At 71.1% G+C, this 21,545-nt stretch carries 18 protein-coding genes; 10 read left to right on the plus strand and 8 right to left on the minus strand.

What is annotated here, in order from left to right; translation table 11 throughout:
- Positions 1-5 precede the first annotated feature (5 nt).
- From D9V37_RS02100 to D9V37_RS02125, 6 genes are all read left to right on the plus strand, one after another.
- On the plus strand, positions 6-1,883 hold the full coding sequence (locus tag D9V37_RS02100) for an alpha-amylase family protein (RefSeq protein ID WP_121804453.1): 1,878 nt from the start codon (positions 6-8) through the stop codon (positions 1,881-1,883).
- Entirely contained in the window at positions 1,880-2,899 is a 1,020-nt protein-coding gene (locus D9V37_RS02105) for a LacI family DNA-binding transcriptional regulator (RefSeq protein ID WP_121804454.1), read from the plus strand. Before D9V37_RS02100 ends, D9V37_RS02105 begins: the two co-directional genes overlap by 4 nt.
- Positions 2,900-3,005: 106 nt before the next feature.
- Complete coding sequence (locus tag D9V37_RS02110) at positions 3,006-4,370, plus strand: ABC transporter substrate-binding protein (RefSeq protein WP_121804455.1); 1,365 nt, start codon at positions 3,006-3,008, stop codon at positions 4,368-4,370.
- 2 nt (positions 4,371-4,372) lie between these two features.
- Positions 4,373-5,377: a carbohydrate ABC transporter permease gene (locus D9V37_RS02115; RefSeq protein WP_121804456.1), complete on the plus strand. Its 1,005-nt coding sequence runs from the start codon at positions 4,373-4,375 to the stop codon at positions 5,375-5,377.
- Positions 5,374-6,279, plus strand: a complete 906-nt coding sequence (locus tag D9V37_RS02120) for a carbohydrate ABC transporter permease (RefSeq protein WP_121804457.1) — start codon at positions 5,374-5,376, stop codon at positions 6,277-6,279. Before D9V37_RS02115 ends, D9V37_RS02120 begins: the two co-directional genes overlap by 4 nt.
- Positions 6,276-7,646 carry a GH1 family beta-glucosidase gene (locus D9V37_RS02125; RefSeq protein ID WP_121804458.1) on the plus strand — a complete coding sequence of 457 codons (1,371 nt, stop codon included), beginning with the start codon at positions 6,276-6,278 and terminating at the stop codon, positions 7,644-7,646. The genes D9V37_RS02120 and D9V37_RS02125 overlap by 4 nt, the downstream gene beginning before the upstream one ends.
- On the opposite strand, the gene D9V37_RS02130 is transcribed toward D9V37_RS02125, so the two are convergent.
- The 4 genes from D9V37_RS02130 to D9V37_RS02145 form a co-directional block, all read right to left on the minus strand.
- Entirely contained in the window at positions 7,606-9,693 is a 2,088-nt protein-coding gene (locus D9V37_RS02130) for an alpha-galactosidase (protein ID WP_121804459.1), read from the minus strand. The two genes, D9V37_RS02125 and D9V37_RS02130, sit on opposite strands and share 41 nt — an antisense overlap.
- The gene (locus tag D9V37_RS02135) at positions 9,693-10,622 is read right to left on the minus strand and encodes a carbohydrate ABC transporter permease (RefSeq protein ID WP_121804460.1); all 930 of its coding nucleotides are present in this window, start codon (positions 10,620-10,622) and stop codon (positions 9,693-9,695) included. Before D9V37_RS02135 ends, D9V37_RS02130 begins: the two co-directional genes overlap by 1 nt.
- Positions 10,622-11,599, minus strand: coding sequence for a carbohydrate ABC transporter permease (locus tag D9V37_RS02140; protein WP_232524688.1), 978 nt, complete (start codon positions 11,597-11,599; stop codon positions 10,622-10,624). The genes D9V37_RS02135 and D9V37_RS02140 overlap by 1 nt, the downstream gene beginning before the upstream one ends.
- A 111-nt stretch (positions 11,600-11,710) precedes the next feature.
- Positions 11,711-13,015, minus strand: a complete 1,305-nt coding sequence (locus tag D9V37_RS02145) for an ABC transporter substrate-binding protein (protein ID WP_121804462.1) — start codon at positions 13,013-13,015, stop codon at positions 11,711-11,713.
- 217 nt (positions 13,016-13,232) lie between these two features.
- On the opposite strand from D9V37_RS02145, the gene D9V37_RS02150 reads away from it, so the two are divergent.
- From D9V37_RS02150 to D9V37_RS02160, 3 genes are all read left to right on the plus strand, one after another.
- On the plus strand, positions 13,233-14,288 hold the full coding sequence (locus D9V37_RS02150) for a LacI family DNA-binding transcriptional regulator (protein ID WP_198412318.1): 1,056 nt from the start codon (positions 13,233-13,235) through the stop codon (positions 14,286-14,288).
- Positions 14,289-14,301: 13 nt separating this feature from the next.
- On the plus strand, positions 14,302-15,231 hold the full coding sequence (locus D9V37_RS02155; protein WP_121804463.1) for a glycoside hydrolase family protein: 930 nt from the start codon (positions 14,302-14,304) through the stop codon (positions 15,229-15,231).
- 107 nt (positions 15,232-15,338) lie between these two features.
- Positions 15,339-16,421, plus strand: a complete 1,083-nt coding sequence (locus D9V37_RS02160; RefSeq protein WP_121804922.1) for an ABC transporter ATP-binding protein — start codon at positions 15,339-15,341, stop codon at positions 16,419-16,421.
- Positions 16,422-16,525: 104 nt separating this feature from the next.
- Here the strand turns inward: D9V37_RS02160 and D9V37_RS02165 are convergent, their stop codons facing one another.
- Positions 16,526-17,425, minus strand: a complete 900-nt coding sequence (locus tag D9V37_RS02165; RefSeq protein WP_121804464.1) for an alpha/beta fold hydrolase — start codon at positions 17,423-17,425, stop codon at positions 16,526-16,528.
- A gap of 111 nt (positions 17,426-17,536) precedes the next feature.
- Here D9V37_RS02165 and D9V37_RS02170 point away from each other — a divergent pair, with 111 nt between their 5' ends.
- On the plus strand, positions 17,537-18,391 hold the full coding sequence (locus D9V37_RS02170) for an alpha/beta fold hydrolase (RefSeq protein WP_158604348.1): 855 nt from the start codon (positions 17,537-17,539) through the stop codon (positions 18,389-18,391).
- On the opposite strand, the gene D9V37_RS02175 is transcribed toward D9V37_RS02170, so the two are convergent.
- Genes D9V37_RS02175 through D9V37_RS02185 form a run of 3 tightly spaced genes read right to left on the minus strand, consistent with a single transcriptional unit; the run spans position 18,318 to position 21,544 of the window.
- Complete coding sequence (locus tag D9V37_RS02175; protein ID WP_121804466.1) at positions 18,318-19,241, minus strand: carbohydrate kinase family protein; 924 nt, start codon at positions 19,239-19,241, stop codon at positions 18,318-18,320. The two genes, D9V37_RS02170 and D9V37_RS02175, sit on opposite strands and share 74 nt — an antisense overlap.
- A gap of 9 nt (positions 19,242-19,250) precedes the next feature.
- Positions 19,251-20,276 carry a class II fructose-bisphosphatase gene (gene glpX / locus D9V37_RS02180; RefSeq protein ID WP_121804467.1) on the minus strand — a complete coding sequence of 342 codons (1,026 nt, stop codon included), beginning with the start codon at positions 20,274-20,276 and terminating at the stop codon, positions 19,251-19,253.
- A 17-nt stretch (positions 20,277-20,293) separates the two neighbouring features.
- Entirely contained in the window at positions 20,294-21,544 is a 1,251-nt protein-coding gene (locus tag D9V37_RS02185; RefSeq protein ID WP_121804468.1) for an SLC13 family permease, read from the minus strand.
- Position 21,545: the final 1 nt, after the last annotated feature.

A 21,545-nucleotide genomic window follows, 5' to 3' on the forward strand; every position in this document is an offset into this window, starting at 1 on the left:
GTCGGGTGGAGACGGGCCTGGAGCGCGCGCTGGCCGGGCTCGCTGCGCACCGGGTGACGGCGTTCGAGGACCGGGTCGAGCGCTGGCGGCAGGACCTGGTCGACGCCGCCGCGCAGGTCTACCCCGACGACGACCGGCTGGTCGAGGACCTGGTGTGCCTGGCCGCGCGGGCCTACGCCGAGCGCAGCGAGGACCTCCACCGCCTCGACGAGCGCCGGCTGCTGCGTCCGGACTGGCTGCAGCAGCCCGGGATGGTCGGCTACGCCTGCTACGCCGACCGCTTCGGCGGCGACCTGGCCGGCGTGGCCGGGCACGTGGACCACCTCGCCGAGCTGGGCGTCGGCTACCTGCACCTGATGCCGTTCCTCACCCCGCGGCCGGGGCCCAACGACGGCGGCTACGCGGTGATGGACTTCCGCTCGGTGCGCGCCGACCTCGGCACGGTGGAGGACGTGCGCGCCCTCGCCGCGTCGCTGCGGAGTCGAGGGATCAGCCTGGTCATGGACCTGGTGCTCAACCACGTCGCGCGCGAGCACGAGTGGGCCGTGGCCGCGCGCGCCGGCGACCCGGTGCACCGCGACTACTTCTGGCTCTTCGGTGACCGCACCGGGCCCGACGCCTACGAGGACACGCTGCCCGAGGTGTTCCCGGACTTCGCGCCGGGCAGCTTCAGCTGGGACGACGAGGCGCAGGCCTGGGTGTGGACCACCTTCAACTCCTGGCAGTGGGACCTCGACTGGTCCAACGCCCAGGTGCTGCGCGAGTTCGCCGACCTGGTGCTCACCTGGGCCAACGTCGGCGTCGAGGTGTTCCGGCTCGACGCCATCGCGTTCCTCTGGAAGCGGTTGGGCACGACCTGCCAGAACCAGCCGGAGGTGCACGCCGTCACCCAGCTGCTGCGGACGGTCGCGCGGATCGCGGCGCCGGCGGTGGCCTTCAAGGCCGAGGCGATCGTCGGCCCCGACGACCTGGTGCCCTACCTCGGTGTCGGCGAGCACGCCGGCCGGGTCAGCGACCTGGCCTACCACAACACGCTGATGGTGCAGGTCTGGTCGGCCCTGGCCAGCCACGACGCGACACTGGCGGTGCAGGCGCTGGCGGCGCTGCCGGACAAGCCGGCGTCGGGCACCTGGCTGACCTACGTGCGCTGCCACGACGACATCGGCTGGGCGATCGACGACCGCGACGCCGCCGCCGTGGGGCTCTCCGGCTTCGACCATCGGCGCTTCCTGGCCGACTGGTACGCCGGGGAGTTCCCCGGCTCCTGGGCGCGCGGCCTGGTCTTCCAGAGCAACGAGGCCACCGGCGACCGCCGCACCAGCGGCACCACCGCGAGCCTGGCCGGGCCGCAGGACCGTCACGGCGTGGAGCGCATCCTGCTCGCCCACGCCGTCGCGGCCGGCTGGGGCGGCATCCCGGTGGTGTGGAGCGGCGACGAGCTCGCTCAGCCCGACGACGACGCCTGGGCCGAGGTGCCCGAGCACGCCGGCGACAACCGCTGGGCGCACCGCCCGGCGCTGGACTGGTCGCGGGCCGCCGAACGCCACGACACGACCACTGCGGCCGGTCGCGTGTTCACCGGTCTGGTGCACCTGTTCCGCGTGCGGGCCAGGCTGCCGCAGCTGCACGGCTCGGTGACCGGGCGGCCGCTGCGCGACCTGCCGCGTGGCGTGCTCGGGTTCGAGCGGCACCATCCCAGCGGCGCGTTCCTGGCACTGCACAACGTCACCGACCGCGACCAGGCGGTGCCCTACGACCGGATCCTGGGCGTCGGCCTCGTTCGTCCCTTCGACGTGCTGGCCGGCGTGCCGCTGCCGCCCCATGCCGCCGGCGACGTCGTCCTGCCGCCGTACGGCACCCTGTGGGTCGTGGAGCAGCCATGACCACCACGCCGCGTCGCACCCCCACGCTCGAGGACCTCGCCGCACGGGCCGGGGTCTCGCGCGCCACCGCCAGCCGGGTGCTGCGCGGGCAGACCAACGTCAGCGACGAGGCGCGCGAGGCGGTGCTGGCCGCGGCCGAGGAGCTCTCCTACACGCCGAACCAGGCGGCCCGCTCGCTGGTCACCGGGCGCAGCAACTCACTCGCGTTCTGCGTCGATGAGTCCCAGGAGCGAATGTTCTCCGACCCGTTCTTCTTCGGCATGCTGCGCGGTGCCCAGGGGGTGGTGGCCGGGGCCGGCCAGCAGCTGGTCTTCACGGTGACCTCGCGCGAGGAGGAGCACCGGCGCTTCCTGGCCTACGCCGCCGCGGGCCACGTCGACGGAGTGCTGCTGCTCTCGCTGCACGGGCGCGACCGCCTGCCGCAGGAGCTGGAGGCGATCGGCGTGCCCACCGTGCTCAGCGGCCGGCCGCTCACCGGCGCATCGCTCTACTACGTCGACGCCGACAACGTCGGGGGCGGCCGGCTGGCCACCGAGCACCTGCGGCGCGCCGGGCGCCGGGTGGTGGCCCACGTGGCCGGCCCGCTGGACATGTGCGCCGGCCAGGACCGCCTCGCGGGCTACCGGGAGGCGCTGGGGGAGGACTTCGAGCCCGAGCTGGTCGAGTCGGCGGACTGGACGGTCGCCGGCGGCGAGGCGGCCACCGCCGAGCTGCTGCGGCGCCGGCCCGACCTCGACGCCGTCTTCGCCGGCTCCGACCTCGAGGCCCTCGGGGTCATCCGGGCGCTGGAGCACGCCGGGCGCCGGGTCGGCACCGGTGCCGACGAGGTGGCCGTCGTGGGCTTCGACGACGTGCAGGCCGCCGACCAGCAGCGGGTGCCGCTCACCACCGTGCGCCAGCCGATCGCCGACCTCGGCGCCACCATGACCAGCCGGCTGCTGGAGCGGCTGGCCGGTGAGGATCCACCGCGCAGCACGGTGCTGCCGGTGGAGCTGGTGGTCCGCCGTACCGCCTGACCTGCCCCTGACCTGCACCGATGCGCTGCTGGTTGACAGCGTGACCGGCGTCACTCATAGTTCAGGCACTCGTGAGAGCGCTCTCACGCACCGACCAGGAGGACCGATGGCGCGACCAGCACCCACCCACCCGCTCCGGCGGACGGCCACCGTCGTGGCCACCCTCAGCGTGGCCGCACTCGCCCTCGCCGGCTGCGGCTCCTCCTCGGGGAGCGAGGCCAACGGCGGCGCGGGCTCGGGCAAGTGCGGCACCACCGACAAGACCACGCTGACCGTCGGGCTCTTCGGCACCTTCGGGTACAAGGAGAACGGGCTCTACGACGCCTACGAGAAGCGCTGCCCCAACATCACCATCAAGCAGGACGTGGTGGAGCAGTCGGCCGACTACTGGACGCGGCTGAAGACCCGGCTGGCCAGCGGCAGCGGTCTCGACGACGTGCAGGCCATCGAGATCGGTTTCGTCGCCGACGTGGTCAAGAACCACGCCTCGCAGTTCGTGAACTGGAACGACGTGCCCCAGGCCGCCGACCTCAAGGCGGAGTTCTACCCCTGGAAGTGGCAGCAGGCCAGCAACTCCTCGGGCACCACCACCGTCGGCCTCGGCACCGACATCGGCCCCGAGGCGATGTGCTACCGCAAGGACCTGCTGGAGAAGGCCGGACTGCCCTCCGACCCGACCACGCTCGCCCAGCAGTGGAGCACCTGGGACGGCTTCTTCGCTTCCGCCAAGCAGTACGCGGACTCGACGTCGAAGCAGGCCGGCTCGGCGTTCCTCGACAGCCCGGCCAGCGTGTTCTCCACGGCGGTCTACCAGGGCACCACGGCCTACGCGAAGGACGATGGCAGCCCCGACGTCGAGAGCAGCGACGGCGTGCAGAACGCCTGGAAGCTGGCCACCGAGGCTGCGGCGGACAAGTACACCGCCGGGCTCGAGCAGTTCTCCCCGGCCTGGAACAAGGCCTTCGCGGGCGGCGCGTTCGCCACGCTGGCCTGCCCGACCTGGATGATGGGCTACATCCAGGGCCAGGCCGGCGACGACGCCTCCGGCACGTGGGACATCGCGCCGGTACTGCCCGGCGGGGCCACCAACTGGGGTGGGTCGTGGCTCGGGGTGCCGACCAAGGCCCAGCACAAGGCGGCGGCCATCGCCTTCGTCGAGTGGCTCTCGGCCAAGCAGCAGCAGGTGGCGATGTGGACCTCGAAGAAGCAGGGCGGGCACTTCCCGTCGAACTCTCAGGCGGCGGCCGACCCGGCGGTCAGCCAGGCGACCAACAGCTACTTCAACGACGCGCCCTCGGGCCAGATCTTCGGCAAGATCGCCAGTGAGATGAAGATCCCGCCGATCGGTCTCTACGACACCCAGATCCAGGCCGCGATGACCAAGGAGCTGATCAACGTGGCCACCAAGGGCACCTCGCCCGACAAGGCCTGGACCGACGCGCTGGCCGCGGTCAAGCAGATCACTGGCTGAGCATGACCGTGCTCGAGTCCACCCAGGAGCTCGGCCTGGCGGACGACCGCGCCGCGGGACCGGAGGACACCCCTCGCCTCCGGCCCCGCGGCCGGGGTCGGAGGCGGGGTCAGGGCAAGCTCCCCGGCGCGCGGATCGGCTACGTCTTCGTCCTGCCGTTCTTCCTCGTCTTCGGCGCGTTCAGCCTCTACCCCTGGCTCGACACCGCGTGGGTGTCGCTGCACGACGTGCGGCTGTCCACCTACCAGCAGCAGAGCTGGGTCGGGCTGGCCAACTACCGCGAGCTGTTCACCAGCTCCTTCTTCTGGAACGCCTTCGCCAACACCTTGACGATCGGCGTGATCTCCACGGTGCCGCAGCTGGTGATGGCGCTCGGCATCGCCCACCTGCTCAACTACCGGCTGCGCGGTCGCACCTTCTTCCGCGTGGCGATCCTGATGCCGTACGCCACCAGCCTGGCGGCGGCCACCGTGATCTTCCTCGAGCTCTTCGACTCCCGGCTCGGGCTGGTCAACTGGGCGCTGCACCTGGTGCACCTGCCCGAGGTCGACTGGCAGGGATCCCGCTGGCCCGCCCAGGTAGCGATCTCGACGATCATCACCTGGCGCTGGACCGGCTACAACGCGCTGATCTACCTGGCGGGCATGCAGTCGATCGACGCCGACCTCTACGACGCGGCGGCGGTGGACGGCGCCGGCAAGTGGCGCCAGTTCCTGCACGTGACGCTGCCCGGGCTGCGACCCACCATCTTGTTCACCATCGTGGTCTCGACCATCGGCGCCGCGCAGATCTTCGGCGAGCCGCTGCTCTACCACAACGGCATGCCCGACGGCGGCACGCAGGGGCAGTACCAGACGCTCGGCCTGCTGATGTACCAGCAGGGCTGGACCAACGACCGGCTCGGGCTCGCCTCGGCCACCGCCTGGACGATGTTCGTCATCATCCTGCTTGCGGTGGTCTCGAACCTGCTGGTCGCCCGGTGGCGTACGAGGGGAGAGCTGCGATGACCACGATCGCGGAGTCGAGTGCCGAGGTCGGCGTCCGGCCGGTGCGCACGCGTCGGGCCCAGCGCAACCGGGAGGCCGGCGGCCGGCAGCTGCAGGCCGGGCCGTGGACCTACGTCGTCATCATCGCGGTCACGCTGGTCTCGGTGCTGCCGCTCTACTACACGGTCGTCATGGCCTCGCACACCAACGCCGAGATGGCCGCGAAGACGCCGCCGTTCCTGCCTACGTTGGACTTCTTCAGCAACATGAGGACCGCGCTGAGCCTGGCCCCGCTCAACCACGGCCTGCTCAACTCGCTCATCGTGTGCACGGCTATCACCGCGGGCACCGTCTCGCTGTGCACGCTGGCCGGGTTCGCGTTCGCCAAGCTGCGCTTCCGCGGTGCGAATCTGCTGCTGGCGGTGTGTGTGGGCACGATGATGGTGCCGATGCAGATGGGCGTCATCCCGCTGTACATGCTGATGAGCCGGCTCGGTCTGGCCGGCCACCTCGGGGCGGTCATCCTGCCGACGCTGGTGACCGCGTTCGGTGTCTTCTTCATGCGCCAGTACATCGCCTCGGCGGTGCCCGACGAGCTGGTCGAGGCCGCCTACATGGACGGCGCCGGACCGTTCCGGGTGTTCTTGTCGGTGGTGGTGCCGGCGGTGCGGCCGGCCATGGCGGTGCTGGCCATGCTCACGTTCTTGATGAGCTGGAACGACTTCTTCTGGCCGATCATCGTGCTCAGCTCCCAGAACCCCACCGTGCAGGTGGCGTTCCAGAGCCTGGCCACCGGTTACGCACCTCAGCAGTCGGTGATCATGGCCGGCACCCTCTACGGCACCGTCCCGGTGCTCATCGTGTTCGCCATCCTCGGCCGCCAGATCGTCGGCGGCATCATGCAAGGAGCGGTCAAGGGATGACTACCCGCAGGTTCCCCGAGGGCTTCGAGTGGGGCATGGGCACGGCGGCGTACCAGATCGAGGGCGGTGTCCACGAGGGCGGCCGCGGGCCGAGCATCTGGGACACCTTCAGCCACACCCCCGGAGCCATCACCCGCGGCGACACCGGGGACGTGGCCTGCGACCACTACCACCGGCTCGACCGCGACCTCGACCTGCTCGCCGAGCTCGCGATGCCGGCCTACCGGTTCTCGGTGGCCTGGCCGCGGGTGATGCCCGACGGCCGCACCCTCAACCAGGACGGCCTCGACTTCTACGCCCGCCTGGTCGACGGACTGCTCGACCGCGGGATCGAGCCGATGCTCACGCTCTACCACTGGGACCTGCCGCAGGCCCTGGAGGACGTCGGCGGTTGGCGCTCGCGCGAGACCGTCGACCGGTTCGCCGACTACGCCACGCTGGTGGGCAAGGAGCTCGGTGACCGCGTAGGCACCCTCACCACGCTCAACGAGCCGTGGTGCACCGCCTACCTCGGCCACGCCACGGGCGAGCACGCACCCGGGCTGCGCGACCCTGCACTGGCCTATCCGGTGGCCCACCACCTCAACCTGGCGCACGGTCGCGCGGCCGCGGCGCTGCGCAGCGTCGTGCCGGCCAGTGCGCGGCTCTCGGTGACGCTTAACCTGCAGCACGTAGTGGCCGCCTCCGACGAGCAGGCCGACCGCGACGCGGCCGAGCATGCGCGCGTGCTCTCCAACGACGTGTTCTTGGGCCCGATGCTGCGCGGCCGCTACGACGACGCCGTCTTCGAGGAGACCGCTCGGCTGACCGACTGGTCGTTCGTGCGCGACGGCGACGAGGCCGAGTGCTGCGTGCCGCTGGACTTCCTCGGGGTGAACTACTACTCACCGGGTCGCGTCAGTGCCACGCCCAACGACGACCCGTGGCCGGGCAGCCGCACGGCGTTCCGGGTGAGGATGCCCGAGCTGCCGCAGACCGTCATGGCGTGGCCGGTGCAGCCCTCGGCGCTGACCGAGCTGCTGACCGACGTGCATCGTGAGTACCGGGTGCCGCTGGTGGTCACCGAGAACGGCATCGCCGGCCACGACGTCGTCGACGCCGAGCACCGGGTGCGCGACGGGCACCGGATCGACTACCTGCGCGACCACCTCGGCGCCGTGCTCGACGCCGTCGACGCCGGTGCCGACGTTCGCGGCTACGTCGCCTGGACCTTCTTGGACAACTTCGAGTGGGCCTGGGGCTATGAGATGCGGTTCGGTCTGGTGCACGTGGACTTCGACACCCTGGTGCGCACGCCGAAGGACTCCGCGCACTGGCTGAGCGACGTCATCGCCCGCAACCGCCTGCTCCTTCCCGAACGGCCCTGACCAACGTCACCGTCTCCGGCCGGCGGCGGGGCACCCAGAAGCCGGTGGCGCGCAGCGTCGCACCGCTCACCTCGACACCGGCGGTGGGGCCGGCCTCGGGCAGCGGCGCCGACATCGAGACGTGGCGGAGGTCGGTCGGGCCGAGCCAGGTCAGGGCGTAGTCGGCGTCGGGGTCGAGCCCGGGCACGCGCACCCGGACCCCGCGGTTGTGGGCGCTCTCGTCGAGCTGCACGTGCGCGAGGATCGCCTCGCTGCGGTCGGCCGCGACGACCCCGTGCAGCAGCACGGCGGGGTCGGGCGACTCCGGGCGCACGACCCGCCCGCCGTGCAGCAGGGGCCGGTGCTCGCGGAACAGCGAGACCCACGTCTCGAGCGAGGCCAGGTCCTCCGGTGTCGCCTCGGTGAGGTCCCACTCGATCCCGAACGCCCCGAAGAACGCCGTGGCCGCACGGAAGTCCAGGCTCAGCGTGCGACCGGTGGTGTGGGAGGTGGGCGCGGACACGTGGGCGCCCAGGTACTCCGGCGCCACCAGCTGGGCGGTCCAGCGCTGGATGTGCTGGCGGGCCAGGGCGTCGGTCATGTCCGAGGTCCAGACCCGTTGGACCCTGCTCAGCACCCCCAGGTCGATCCGCCCGCCGCCTGAGGCGCACGACTCCCAGGCGACATCCGGGTGCCGGGCGCGCAGCTCGTCGAGGAGCCGGTAGAACGCCAGCGTCTGCTCGTGCACCACGGGGGCTCCGCTGCGGGCGTGGCTGCCGGCCTCGAGGAGATCGCGGTTGTGGTCCCACTTCACGTAGTCCACGGGGTAGGCCGACAGCACGGCGTCGACCTGGCCCAGCACGTGGGCGTACGCCTGCGGCACGGTGAGGTCGAGCACCTGCTGGTGGCGGTGCTCCAGCGGCAGCCGGCCGCCGCTGCCGAGCACCCACTCGGGGTGGGCGCGGAAGAGGTCGGAGTCGGGGTTGACCATCTCCGGCTCGAACCAGAGCCCGAACTCCATGCCGAGCCCGTGCACGTGGTCGACCAGCGGGGTCAGCCCGTCGGGCCACACGTCCGGGTCGACCTCCCAGTCGCCCAGCCCGCGGGTGTCGTCGCGGCGGCCGCGGAACCAGCCGTCGTCGAGCACGAAGCGCTCGACCCCGACCTGCGCCGCCCGCTCGGCGATGGCGCGAAGCCGTGCCTGGTCGTGGTCGAAGAACACCGCCTCCCAGACGTTGAGCACCACGGGCTGGCTCACCGGGTGGGCGGCCAGCGAGCGCTCGTGGGCGTGGAAGGCGGCCGCGACCCCGTCGAGCCCCTCGCTCGAGGCGACGACGTGCACCCACGGCGTCGTGTACTCCTCACCCGGGCGCAGCGTGACCTCTCCGGGCAGCAGCAGCTCGCCGCCGCCCAGACTCGCCTGCTCGGCGGGGCCCCGCTCGACGCGCAGCACGGAGCTGCCGCTCCAGGCCACGTGCGCGACGACCACCTCGCCGTGGGTGAAGCCGAAGCCGGGCGTGCCCAGCGCGACCAGGGTGGCGCTTCCTAGCCCCGGTCGGCCGCCGCGGCTCTCGCGCAGCCACAGGCCGTCGGTGAGCGTGTGGCGCTGCGGGTGCCGCTCGTGCTCGTGGCGACCGGTCAGGTCCAGCACCTCGGTGAGGTGGTCGGCCACCGGGAGCGCCACCTCCAGCGCGTCGAGCCGGTAGTCGTCGTCGCCGGTGTTGGTCAGCGCGTGCCGCAGCCGCAGCCCGCCACCGGGCAGCGTCTCGGCCTCGCTGCGCAGCCCCAGGCCCGCGGCGTCGTCGACGAGGTCGAGGAGCAACCGCTGGTCGTCGAGCGCGAGGTCGCGGCACTCGAACCGGGTGGACCAGTCGCGGCCGCCGGCCCGGCTGCCGCGCAGGTGGGGCAGCCCGTAGCGGCCCCGGGCGTGCTCGGCGAGCCAGGGTGTGCCAGAACGCGGGTGAGTGCCCGAGGGGCCGGCGCCCGTGCCGACCCCGACGACGACGGGGAAGCCGTCGTCGTCGAGGACCAGCTCGAGCGTGGTGCCGTCGGGGTGGCCGAGGAGCATCAGCCCTTGACGGCTCCGGCGGTGAGGCCGCGCACGAAGAACCGCTGCAGCGCGAGGAAGACCACCAACGGCAAGATCATCGTCACGAAGCCGCCGGCCGTGGTGAGCTCCCAGCCCTGTCCCAGCTGGGTCTTCAGGTGCGTCAAGCCGACGGTGACCGGCTCGTTGTCTCCGGGGCCGATGAACACCAGCGCCACCAGCAGGTCGTTCCAGACCCACAGGAACTGGAAGATCGCGAACGAGGCGAGCGCGGGCACCGACATCGGGAGCACCAGCTTGAAGAAGGTCTGGTAGTGGCTGGCGCCGTCGATCTTGGCCGACTCGATGACCGTCTTGGGCAGCGTGGCCATGTAGTTGCGCAGGATGTAGATCGCCAGCGACATGCCGAAGCCGATGTGGGCCAGCCAGACCGCGGCGAAGGTGCCGTTCATGCCGAGCGTGCGGTAGAGCTTGAGGATCGGCACGAAGGCCACGTAGTTCGGCACCACCAGCATGCTCACGATGGTCAGGAACAGCACGTCGCGGCCCCAGAACTCCATGAACGTGAAGGCGTACGCCGCGAAGGCCGCGATGAGGATCGGGATGAAGGTCGCCGGCAGTGCGATGGCCAGGCTGTTGAAGAAGTCGCGGCCCATGTCGGCGCCGCCGGTGATCGCCTTGTCGTAGTTCGACAACGTGAGCCGCGCGATCGAGGACGGCTTGGTGAAGAGCGTCCACCACCCCGAGCTCTGCACGTCGTCGAGGCTGCGGAAGGACGTCAGGAACGTGCCCAGCAACGGGATCATCCACAGCACGCAGATGACCGCCAGCGTGATCTTGGTGAACCAGCCGGCCTTGGCCGGGTTGCGGTCGAAGTGCGCGGGGGAGCGCTTGACCTTGGCCTGGGTGTCCTCGACCGGTGCCGGGACCGGTTGCGTCGTCGCCGCCATCAGGCCGCCTCCTCCGACTTGAAGTGCCTGACCTGGTACCACATGAGCGGTGCCACGGCGATCATCAAGATGACGACGATCGCGGACGCAGCGCCGTAGTTCAGGTTGGTGCTGATCTCGTTGTAGAACTGGTTGCCCAGCACGTTGGTGTTGAAGCCGCCGTTGGTGTTGACGTAGACGACGTCGAAGATCTTCATGACCGTGATGGTCACGGTGATGAAGACCGTGACGATGGTGCCGCGGATCTGCGGGACGATGACCCGGAAGAAGATCTGCCGCTCGTTGGCGCCGTCGATGCGGGCGGCCTCGAGGGTGTCGACCGGCACGCCCTTGACCGCGGCCGAGAGCAGCACCATCGAGAAGCCGACCTGCGACCAGAGCAGGATCACCATCAGCAGCAGGCTGTTGAGGTGGAAGTTGTCGGTCGAGAGCCAGTCGACCGGGCCCTTGTTGAAAAGCTGGCCGACCGCGTTGAGCAGGCCGATCTGGTTCTGCCCGGCCGGCTCGGCGTCGTAGACGAAGCGCCAGATGGTGGCCGCGCCGATGAGGCTGATCGCCATCGGTAGGAAGATGATCGTCTTGGTCAGCTTCTCCGCGCCCGGGCGCAGCCGGTCGGACAGCGTGGCGACGGTCAGCCCGATCACGATGGTGACGGCCGGGACGATGATGATCCACAGCAGCGTGTTGATGAGCGTCTGCTGGAAGTCGTGGGACTTGAACAGCGTCGTGAAGTTGGCGAAGCCCACCCAGTTCTGCGAGATCGGTCCACGGAAGCTGTTGATGACCGTCAGCACCGCCGGGTAGACGAGGTAGACCACGATCCCGAGGAACGCCGGCAGGATGTAGAGGTAGGGCTTGATCCGGTCCTCGAGACGCTCGGGCAGCAGCTCGGCGAGCTTGTTGAGGATCCAGTAGACGATCAACGCGGCTCCGACGCCGACGATGATCGTGATGATCGTGGTCAGTGCTTTGGTCACCATGTGCGCCTGCAGCCTCCGATGCCGGACGTCCGACGGAGTGGGTGGGGTGGGGCGGAGGGGCGCAGCGGGGGCACGCTCGAGGAGAGCGGCCCCCGCTACGTCGTGTCGTCAGCTCGCGGGCCAGCTGTCGTCGATGGCCTTGAGCATCTTGTCCTCGGTGGTCTGCCCGGCGATCCAGGCCGTCACCTGCTTCCAGAAGCTGCCCGAGCCGACGGCGGCGGGCATCTGGTCGGAGGCGTCGAACACCGTGGTCGTGGCGCCGGTGGCGACCTTGACCATGTCGCGGGTCAGCTCGTTGGGGTACTTGCTGGCGTCGAAGTCCTTGTGCGGGGAGATGAAGGAGCTCGAACCGGCCGCGTCCTCGCCGATCTCGGTGGCGGCCAGCAGCTTGACGACCTTCTTCACGTTGGCGGTGTCGTTGAGCATCGTCATGGAGTCACCGCCCAGCTCGACCGGGTTGTCACCGCCGGCCGACTCCGGCGGCAGACCGAAGACGCCGATGTTCTGGTCCTGGTTGGCCAGCACGGACTTGGGCAGGAAGGAGGGCGCGAACGAGCCCTGCTCCCACAAGCCGCACTTCGGCGGGCTCTGGAACATCGGGTTGCCGGTGTTGGCGAAGTTGGTGCTGACGATCGCCTTGCTGCCGCCGTAGGTGTTGCCGTCGGTCAGCAGCAGCTGGTCGAACGTGTCGAAGGCCTTCTTGACGTCGTCGGAGTCGAACTTGACCTTGTGGGTGACCCAGTCCTTGTAGACGTCGGCCCCGCTCTGCTTGGCCAGGATGTTCTCGATCCAGTCCGTGGCCGGCCAGCCGGTCGCGGTGTCGGACTCGATGCCGAAGCACCACGGCGCGGTGCCGTCGGACTTGATCTTGTCGGCCAAGGTGACCAAGCCGGCCATGTCGGTCGGCGCCGTGTAGCCCTTCTGCGTGAACCAGGGCTTGTTGTAGAAGACCAGGCCCTTGATGTTCATCGAGACGATGAGGCCGTAGGTCTTGCCGTCGAACTTGGAGAAGTCGGCCGCGCCCGGCAGGTAGGAGCTCAGCTCGTCCTTGCTCACCACGCCGTCCAGCGGCTTGACCGCGCCGAGGCTCTTCATTTGTGAGACCACACCCGGCTGCGGGACCAGGGCGATGTCGGGAGTGTCGCCGGCCTGGATCTTGGTGATGATCAGCTGGTTGATGTTCTCGACCTTCTGCCACTTGATCGTGATCTTGGAGTTGTCGGCCTTCAGCTCCGAGACCAGCTTCTTCTTCAGGCCGTCCTGGACCGGCTGGTCGATGCTGGACCAGATGGTGACGGTGTTGCTGTTGCCACCGCCGCTGCCGCTGCCGCAAGCGGCCAGGCCGGTCGAGGCCAGGGCCGCCGCTGCCACCGTGACCAGGACCTTGCGTCCAGGCAGGGTTCCGACTCGCATGTGTGCTCCTTCGTGGGTTCCGCCCCTATGGCGACCCGCCTCGTTGTGGTAGACATCACAACTGAAACGAATCAGCGCCGATCCTCGCTGCGCCTCTCGGGACTGTCAAGCAACGTCTTCGTAACGCTCTGGACATGTGGCCGTGGGAGTGGGCGACGATCCGACGCGCGTGCGGCGACCTGCGCACGCGCGAGGTGGTGAGCTCAGGAGGCCCGAGATGTCCAGACCGGTGAAGCGGCCCCGGGTGACGTTGGCCGACGTCGCGGCCTCGGCTGGCGTCTCGCTCACCACGGCCTCCTACGTGCTCAACGACCGGGCGCGCGAGATGCGGATCTCCGACGACGCCGAGCAGCGCGTGCGCGACGCGGTGACGCGCCTGTCCTACCGGCCCAACCGCAACGCCCGCAGCCTGAGGACGTCGCGCACCGCGACCCTGGGCGTCATCTCCGACCACGTCGCCTCGGGCTCCTACTCCAGCCTCATGCTCTCCGGCGCGGCGGCAGCGGCCCGGGCGCGGCACCACCTCGTGGTCATCGGCGAGACCGAGGGCGACCGGCAGCTCGAGCGCGACCTGGTCGAGGAGCTGATCGACCGCCAGGTCGACGGCTTCCTCTACGCCACGCGCACCCTGCTCGAGGTCGACGTGCCCGACGCGCTGCGCACGCTGCCGGTGGTGCTGCTCAACTGCGTCGATCGCGAGCGCCGGCTGCCCAGCGTCGTGCCCGACGAGGTGGGGGCGGGTCGGCTCGCCGCCTCGACGCTGGTCACCGCGGGACGTGCCGACGCGCTCTTCGTCGTCGGCGAGGACGCCACGCCGGGGGCTCTGGCCGACGGGCTGCGCCGGCAGGGGATGGCGCAGGTGCTCGGCCAGGCCGGGGTCGAGGTCGCGGGCACGCTGCGGTGCCGCTGGGACGTACGGGAGGCGTTCGCCACAGTGAAGGGGTCCCTGGCCGCCGGCACCCGTCCTACCTCCTTCGTCTGCCTCAACGACCGCGTCGCGATGGGCACCTACCAGGCGGTCCAGGAGGCTGGGCTGTGGATCCCGGCCGACGTCTCGATCGTGTCGTTCGACGGCTCGGAGCTGGCCGGCTGGCTGCAGCCCCGGGTGAGCTCGATCGCCCTGCCCTTCAACGACATGGGCGCCCGCGCGGTCGACATCCTGCTCGACCCCGACCGGGTGCCCGACGTCGTCCACGTGCCGATGCCGATGCTCGACGGGGAGTCCGTGGCCGGCTCGCACGCCCGTCGGTCGCGGCACCTCTCCACCAGCTGAGACCGACGAGCCGATGTTCGACCTGCCCGACCAGTACGTCTGGGACTTCTGGCTCGCCCGCGACGAGGCGACCTGGCACCTGTTCCACCTGCAGGCACCCCGCTCGCTGGGCGACCCCGAGCTGCGGCACACCCACGCCACGGTGGGCCACGCGGTCTCCAGCGACCTGGTCTCGTGGCGCTCGCTGGGCCAGGTTCTGCCGGCCGGATGGTCCGGCAGCGGGTACGACCTGGCGGTGTGGACGGGCAGCGTGGTGCGCCACGACGGTCGGTGGTGGACGTTCCACAGCGGGCTCTCGCGCGCCGAGGCCGGACTGCGTCAGCGGGTGGCGCTGGCGTGCTCGGACGACCTGGTCGCCTGGGTGCCCACCGGCTGGACCCTGCAGGCCGACCCGCGCTGGTACGAGACGCTCGAGGACGGCACCTGGCCCGACGAGCACTGGCGCGACCCGTGGGTGGTGGCCGACGACGAGGGGCTGTGGCACATGTACGTGACGGCCCGGGCCCGCGGCACCGCGCCGGGTCGCGGCGTCGTCGGTCACGCGACGTCGAGCGACCTGCGGCACTGGCGGGTGGAACCGCCGCTCTCGGAGCCGTCGGGGCTCTTCGAGCAGCTCGAGGTGATGCAGCTGGCCTGCGTGGCGGGGCGCTGGGTGATGGTCTTCAGCTGCCTGGCCGGGGAGATCGTCGGCGCAGCACCGGGGGACGGCGGCTGCTGGTACGTCGAGGTCGAGGGCCCCGGCGCGCGTGTCGACCTCGCGGGCGCGCGGCGGTTGCTCGACGAGCGGTACTACGTCGCGAAGCTGGTCCCCACGAGCTCCGACGGCTGGGGCGTGATGGCCTTCCGCAACGCCGGTGACGACGGCTGTTTCGTGGGCGGGATCGTCGCGCCCATGGCGGTGGCCTGGGACGGCGACGGGCACCTGAGCGTCACCGGCTGCTGAAACCTTTCATCAGCCTCTGGTGCGGTTCCGGGCACGATGGCTAGTGTGAGGTCGCTCACCTTTACGACGGATCGTCCGGCACGTACCTGCCGGTGAAGGAGAAGAAGATGGCTGGAGTCAGTTTCCAGAAGGCACAGCGCTGGTACCCCGGCGCCGACAGCCCGGCCGTGCCGGGCATCGACCTGGAGATCAAGGACGGCGAGTTCATGGTGCTCGTTGGCCCCTCCGGGTGCGGGAAGTCCACCACCCTGCGGATGCTCGCGGGGCTGGAGGAGGTCAACGACGGGAAGATCTTCATCGGTGACAAGGACGTCACCTCGCTCTCGCCGAAGGACCGCGACATCGCGATGGTCTTCCAGAACTACGCGCTGTACCCGCACATGAGCGTGGCCGACAACATGGCGTTCTCGTTGAAGATGGCGAAGATGCCCGCCGACGAGCGCAAGAAGCGCGTCGACGAGGCGGCCCGGATCCTGGGGCTCGAGGAGTACCTCGAGCGCAAGCCGAAGGCGCTCTCGGGCGGCCAGCGGCAGCGCGTGGCGATGGGCCGCGCGATCGTGCGCAACCCGCAGGTGTTCTGCATGGACGAGCCGCTGTCGAACCTCGACGCCAAGATGCGGGTGCAGACCCGCACCGACATCGCCAAGCTGCAGGCCGACCTGGGCGTCACCACCGTCTACGTCACCCACGACCAGGTCGAGGCGATGACGATGGGCGACCGCGTCGCGGTGATGAAGCTCGGCATCCTGCAGCAGGTCGACACCCCGCTGAACCTCTACGACAAGCCGGCCAACCTCTTCGTGGCCGGCTTCATCGGCTCACCGCAGATGAACCTGCTCGAGGCCACCGCGGCCGAGGGACAGGCCAAGATCGGCCAGTACCTGGTGCCGGTCGACCCCGAGGCGGCCAAGAAGATGCAGGGCCGGATCACCGTCGGTGTCCGTCCCGAGGCCTGGCGCGTCGTGACCGCCGAGGAGGGCGGCCTGCCGGTGCAGGTCACCGTCGTCGAGCAGCTCGGCGCCGACGAGTTCGTCTACGGCACCTGCGACGTCGAGGGCACCCCCGGCAACGTCATCATCCGGGTCAGCCACCGCAACTCGGTGCAGAAGGGCGAGACGATCCACGTCTCGACCGACCCCCAGAGCGTGCACGTCTTCGACACGGAGTCCGGCGAGCGGCTCTCGGCGTAACGGTCGGCGGGGGTTTTGCCGGGTACCCGGCAAAACCCCTGTGGATCGGCTCCAGAAACGGTCGATGACGAGAGTTTCAGTAGGTACCCGTCACCACTTCGCCGCTACGCGGCGCGGTCGGCGTTCGCCCGGATCGCGCCGACGAAGGTGTCGAACAGGGCCGGCGGCAGGTCGTGGCCCATGCCCTTGACCAGCAGCAGCTCGGCGCCGGGGACGGCGGTGGCGGTGGCGCGGCCGCCGGAGGGGTGCACCATCCGGTCGCGGTCGCCGTGCACGACCAGGGTGGGGACGCTCAGCGAGCGCAGCGCCTGGGTGCGGTCGGGCTGGGTCAAGATGGCCAGCATCTGGCGCAGCACGCCGCTGCCCGACAGGCCCCGGTCGAAGGTCAGCCCGGCGCGCAGCGCCGCCGCCTCGGCGTCCTCGGGGTAGCCCGGCGAGCCGATCAGGCGGCCCATGCGGGCCGCGCCGGCCAGGTAGGCGTCGCGGCCGGCGCGCTGCGGGCCGATCAGCACCGGCAGCAGCTTGGGGTCCTGCCAGCCCACCGAGCGGCGGCCGGTGGTCGACATGATCGAGGTCAGGCTGCGTACTCGCTCGGGATGGCTCAGCGCCATCGTCTGCACGATCATGCCGCCCATCGAGACCCCGACGATGTGGGCCCGCTCGATGCCGAGGTGGTCGAGCAGCGCGAAGCCGTCGGCGGCCAGGTCGGCCATCCGGTACGGCGGACTCACCTTGAGGCCCACGAAGGCGCGTACCAGCATCGAGCGGGTGACGCGCCCGGGGAGCCGGGTGCTGCGACCGGTGTCGCGGTTGTCGTAGCGGATGACGTAGAAGCCGCGGTCGGCCAGCTGCTCGCACAGCGCCTGGTCCCACCAGATCATCGGGCCGCCCAGGCCCATCACCAGCAGCAGCGGCTCGGCCGTCGGGTCGCCGAAGGTCTGGTAGCACAGCTCGACGTCGGGCGTGATCGGCGCGAAGAGCTCCTCGGACACCGCAACACTCATGCTCTGGATTCTATGAACCAGGTTTCGACCGCACGCGCGGCGGGGCATCACACGCGCATGACGCTGTGGTTCACCTCACATGAGGGTCCGGTGAACGCTACCGTCGGCGATGTGACCTCAGCCATCGGCGCGTTCCTGTGTCCGCCCGAGTACGCCGGCCCCCGTGGCCTGCGCGCGCTGGGCCGCGAGGGCACGGTCGCGCTCGAGGCCTACCGGGGGAGCCAGCGCGCCCGCTCCGACCGCCGGATCCGCAGCGGGCAGGCTTGGGCGCGTGCCGGTCGGCTGCCCACCACCGAGCCGGTGCTGCTGGTGCCCGGGTTCATGGCCGGGGACTGGAGCCTGGCTCGGCTCTCGGCGTTCTTGCGGGAGAACGGGTGGCGCACCTACCGCTCGGGCATCCACCTCAACTCCGGCTGCACGATGCTCGCCGCGGAGCGGCTCGAGGCACGGCTGGAGGCCATCGCCGAGCGCCGCGGGACCCGCGTCAGGATCGTCGGCCACAGCCTCGGCGGGATGATGGCGCGCGGGCTGGCCGCACAGCGGCCCGACCTGGTCTCGGGGATCGTGACGATGGGCAGCCCGGTGCTGGCTCCGGGCGCGGTGCACGACCTGCTGGGCTGGAACACCCGGCTTCTCGCCCGGCTCGCCCGTGCCGGCGTCGGCGGCACGATGACCCGTGACTGCGTCGCCGGAGACTGCGCCCGCGCGAGCTGGGAGGCCACGCAGGCGCCGCTGTCGTCCGAGGTCGACTACACGGCCCTGTTCTCGCGCCGCGACGGCATCGTCGACTGGCGCAGCTGCCTGGACCCGGCGGCCGAGCACGTCGAGGTCGGCTGCTCCCACGTGGGCATGGCGGTCGACCCGGCGGTGCACGACGTCGTGCTCGACGCGCTCACTGCTCAGCGGGCCAGCCGTCGGGCAGCTCTGAGCGACGCGGCGGGTCCGCGCCGCGTCGGGAGCAGGTGACCGCTGCCGCCGTCGCCGCGCCGGTGAGGAGCCGGTGCAGCCCCGCCTCGTCGGCGGGCAGGCCGCCCCCGTAGGTCGAGAGCGCACCGTCGTCGGCCAGGATCGCCAGCAGCGCCGACATGAAGGAGTCGCCGGCGCCGACGGTGTCCGCGACGTCGACCTGCGGCGTCGGCACACCGACCTCGATGCCCTCGGCGTACCCCACCGCACCGCCGGCGCCGTGGGTGACGACGACCAGCTCGGTGCGCTCGCCCTGCAGCAGGATGCGGGCGATGTCGGCCGGGTCGGCGCCGGGCTGCATCAGCGCGACGTCCTCATCGCTCATCTTCACCAGGGTCGCGCGGTCGGCGATCGACTCCACGTCGCGCCAGGCGGCCTCGGCGCTGTCGGTGAAGGCGGGACGCAGGTTGGGGTCGAAGCTGAGGAACGTGCCGCGGCCGTAGGCCTGCTCGACCAGGTCCAAGACGCTGGTGCGGCCCGGGTCGAGAGCCGTGCCCAGCGAGCCGACGTGGAGCGCGTCGCAGTCGGGCAGCTCCTGGTGCGGCAGGGTCCACTCCAGGTCGAAGTCGTAGCTGGCGGCGCCGCTGGCGTCGACCAGCGCCGTCGCCGTGCTCGTGCGGCCCGAGGCGGTCGGGGCGACGACCACCTCGACCTCGTTGTCGTGCAGCCGTTGCTGGATCCGCTCGCCGCGGGCGTCGCGGGCCGTCTGGGTGATCAGCAGCGCCGGCTGGTCGAGCCGCGCCAGCCCGACGGCGATGTTGAGCGGGCCGCCACCGACCTGCTCGTCGGGCTCCTGGCCGTCCTGCCGGTCGACGATGTCGACCAGGGACTCACCGACGACGACGATCACGACTGCGGCTCAGCGGTCGAAGTCGACGTCGGCGTAGGCCCGCAGCTTGCTCAGCTGGTGGTCGGAGTGGATGGAGCGGATCGTGCCGCTGCGCGAGCGCATCACCAGCGAGTGGGTGCTGGCCCCGCCGCCGCGGTAGCGCACCCCCTGCATGAGCTCGCCGTCGGTGATGCCGGTGGCGACGAAGAAGCAGTCGTCGCCGGAGACCAGGTCGTCGGTGTGCAGCACGCGCTCGAGGTCGTGGCCGGCGTCGACGGCCTTCTCGCGCTCGGCGTCGTCGCGCGGGGAGAGTCGGCCCTGGATGACGCCGTCCATGCACTTCATCGCGCAGGCGGTGATGATGCCCTCGGGCGTGCCGCCGGTGCCGAGCAGGAGGTCGATGCCGGTGTCGGGTCGCGCGGCCATGATGGCGCCGGCGACGTCGCCGTCGGAGATGAACTTGATGCGGGCACCGGCCGCGCGGATCTCCTCGACGATGCCCTGGTGACGAGGCCGGTCCAGCAGCACGACGCCGACGTCCTCGGGCGCCTTGCCGGTGGCCTTGGCCACCTGGTGGATGTTCTCGGCCACCGGGTAGCGGATGTCGACGACGTCGGCTGCGGCCGGGCCGGTGACCAGCTTCTCCATGTAGAAGACCGCCGACGGGTCGTACATCGAGCCGCGGGGCGCCACGGCGAGCACCGCGATCGCGTTCATCATGCCCTTGGCGGCCAGGGTGGTGCCGTCGATGGGGTCGACGGCCACATCGCACTCCGGGCCGGTGCCGTCGCCGACCTCCTCGCCGTTGTAGAGCATCGGGGCGTTGTCCTTCTCGCCCTCGCCGATGACCACGACGCCGCGCATGCCGACGGTGGCGATGAGCACGCGCATCGCGTTGACCGCCACGCCGTCGGCGCCGTTCTTGTCGCCCCGGCCCACCCACCGGCCGGCGGCCATCGCGGCGGCCTCGGTGACCCGCACCAGCTCGAGCGCGAGGTTGCGGTCGGGGGCCGACGGTGCGACGGCGAGCTGCTCGGGCTGCGGCGTCTCCGGCATGGTCAGACCCTATCCGTTCACAGACTCACCGGAGCCCAGGCCCAGACCAGCACGACGCCCACCACGACGCCGAGGGGTGCGGCGACGACCGAGACCGCGTGGAAGCTGCGCGAGGATGGGACGCTGCCCGCGGCCCCCAGGGTGCGGCGCCAGAGCAGGTTGGCGAGCGATCCGGTCCAGGTGAGCGACGAGCCGACGTTGAGGCCGACCAGCGTGGCCAGGACCGCCTCGGTGCCCAGCGGCGCCACGAGCGGCACCAGCAGCAGCGTGGCGGGCAGGTTGTTGAGCACGTTGGCCACGACGGTGGCCAGCAGCGCCAGCCAGAGCAGCTGCCCGAGGTGGTGCCCGCCGGCGGGGATCGCACGGTCGACCAGGTCTCCCACAGGCCCGCGGCCCACCGCGTCGACCACCACCGCGAGCCCCAGCACGAAGGCCGCGAACGCCGGCTGAGTGGCCTGCAGCACCGGGACCGCCCGGCGCACCCGCGCGGCCGGGAGCAGCAGCACCAGCGCAGCCGCCACTGACACCCAGGCCGCGCCCCAGGCCGCGCCGATGCCGACCAGCGAGGTGAGGGCGAAGCCGACCAGCATGAGCACCACGACCGTGAGCGGGAAGGTCGGCAGCGGGTGCGGTGGCGTCGGGTCGTCGTCCGGCGTCGGCGCCGCGGCCAGGTCGCGGCGGAAGAACACCCGGTGCACGGCGTACTCGACGGCGATCACGCCCAGCCACGCCGGCGCCATCACCAGGGCGAAGCGGCCGAAGGAGAGGTCGAGGTGATGGGTGGCCAGCAGGGTCGTGAGGTTGGAGACCGGCAGCAGGAGGGAGGAGGAGTTCGCCAGCCGGACGCAGGCCGAGAGCCCCGGGGCCGGGCGCACACCGGCGTGCCCGGCGGCCGCGAGCACCACCAGGGTGAGCAGCACGACGGTGGCGTCGAGGCTGAGCACGGCGGTGACGGCCACAGCGGCGACGAAGGTGAGCGCCAAGAAGCCCTGCGGCCCGGTGCCCGGACGCCCGATCCGCTCGCCGATGGCGCGGAACAGGCCGAGCTCGGCGCACGCCCCGGCCACGGCGAGGATCGCGACGAGGAAGACGACCACCGGCAGCATCCGGCCCGCGGCGTCGGCGGCCAGGTGCCAGCTGGTGGCGGAGGTGGCGACGACCGCGACCGTGCCGGCCACCGCCACGCCCAGCTCCACCCACCACGGCGGGTGCACGAAGGCCACTGCCAGCAACGCCGCCAGGGCCACCAGCGGGACGACGTCAGCCACC

Origin of the sequence: Nocardioides mangrovicus (genome assembly GCF_003674065.1) — a bacterium.
Taxonomy (GTDB): domain Bacteria; phylum Actinomycetota; class Actinomycetes; order Propionibacteriales; family Nocardioidaceae; genus Marmoricola; species Marmoricola mangrovicus.

Bases quoted from the DNA above. Each gene is read 5' to 3' on its own strand.
- D9V37_RS02105 (WP_121804454.1), top strand. From the start codon at position 1,880: ATGACCACCACGCCGCGTCGCACCCCCACGCTCGAGGACCTCGCCGCA.
- D9V37_RS02110 (WP_121804455.1), top strand. From the start codon at position 3,006: ATGGCGCGACCAGCACCCACCCACCCGCTCCGGCGGACGGCCACCGTC.
- D9V37_RS02115 (WP_121804456.1), top strand. From the start codon at position 4,373: ATGACCGTGCTCGAGTCCACCCAGGAGCTCGGCCTGGCGGACGACCGC.
- D9V37_RS02120 (WP_121804457.1), top strand. From the start codon at position 5,374: ATGACCACGATCGCGGAGTCGAGTGCCGAGGTCGGCGTCCGGCCGGTG.
- D9V37_RS02125 (WP_121804458.1), top strand. From the start codon at position 6,276: ATGACTACCCGCAGGTTCCCCGAGGGCTTCGAGTGGGGCATGGGCACG.
- D9V37_RS02130 (WP_121804459.1), bottom strand. From the start codon at position 9,693: ATGCTCCTCGGCCACCCCGACGGCACCACGCTCGAGCTGGTCCTCGAC.
- D9V37_RS02135 (WP_121804460.1), bottom strand. From the start codon at position 10,622: ATGGCGGCGACGACGCAACCGGTCCCGGCACCGGTCGAGGACACCCAG.
- D9V37_RS02145 (WP_121804462.1), bottom strand. From the start codon at position 13,015: ATGCGAGTCGGAACCCTGCCTGGACGCAAGGTCCTGGTCACGGTGGCA.
- D9V37_RS02150 (WP_198412318.1), top strand. From the start codon at position 13,233: ATGTCCAGACCGGTGAAGCGGCCCCGGGTGACGTTGGCCGACGTCGCG.
- D9V37_RS02155 (WP_121804463.1), top strand. From the start codon at position 14,302: ATGTTCGACCTGCCCGACCAGTACGTCTGGGACTTCTGGCTCGCCCGC.
- D9V37_RS02160 (WP_121804922.1), top strand. From the start codon at position 15,339: ATGGCTGGAGTCAGTTTCCAGAAGGCACAGCGCTGGTACCCCGGCGCC.
- D9V37_RS02165 (WP_121804464.1), bottom strand. From the start codon at position 17,425: ATGAGTGTTGCGGTGTCCGAGGAGCTCTTCGCGCCGATCACGCCCGAC.
- glpX (WP_121804467.1), bottom strand. From the start codon at position 20,276: ATGCCGGAGACGCCGCAGCCCGAGCAGCTCGCCGTCGCACCGTCGGCC.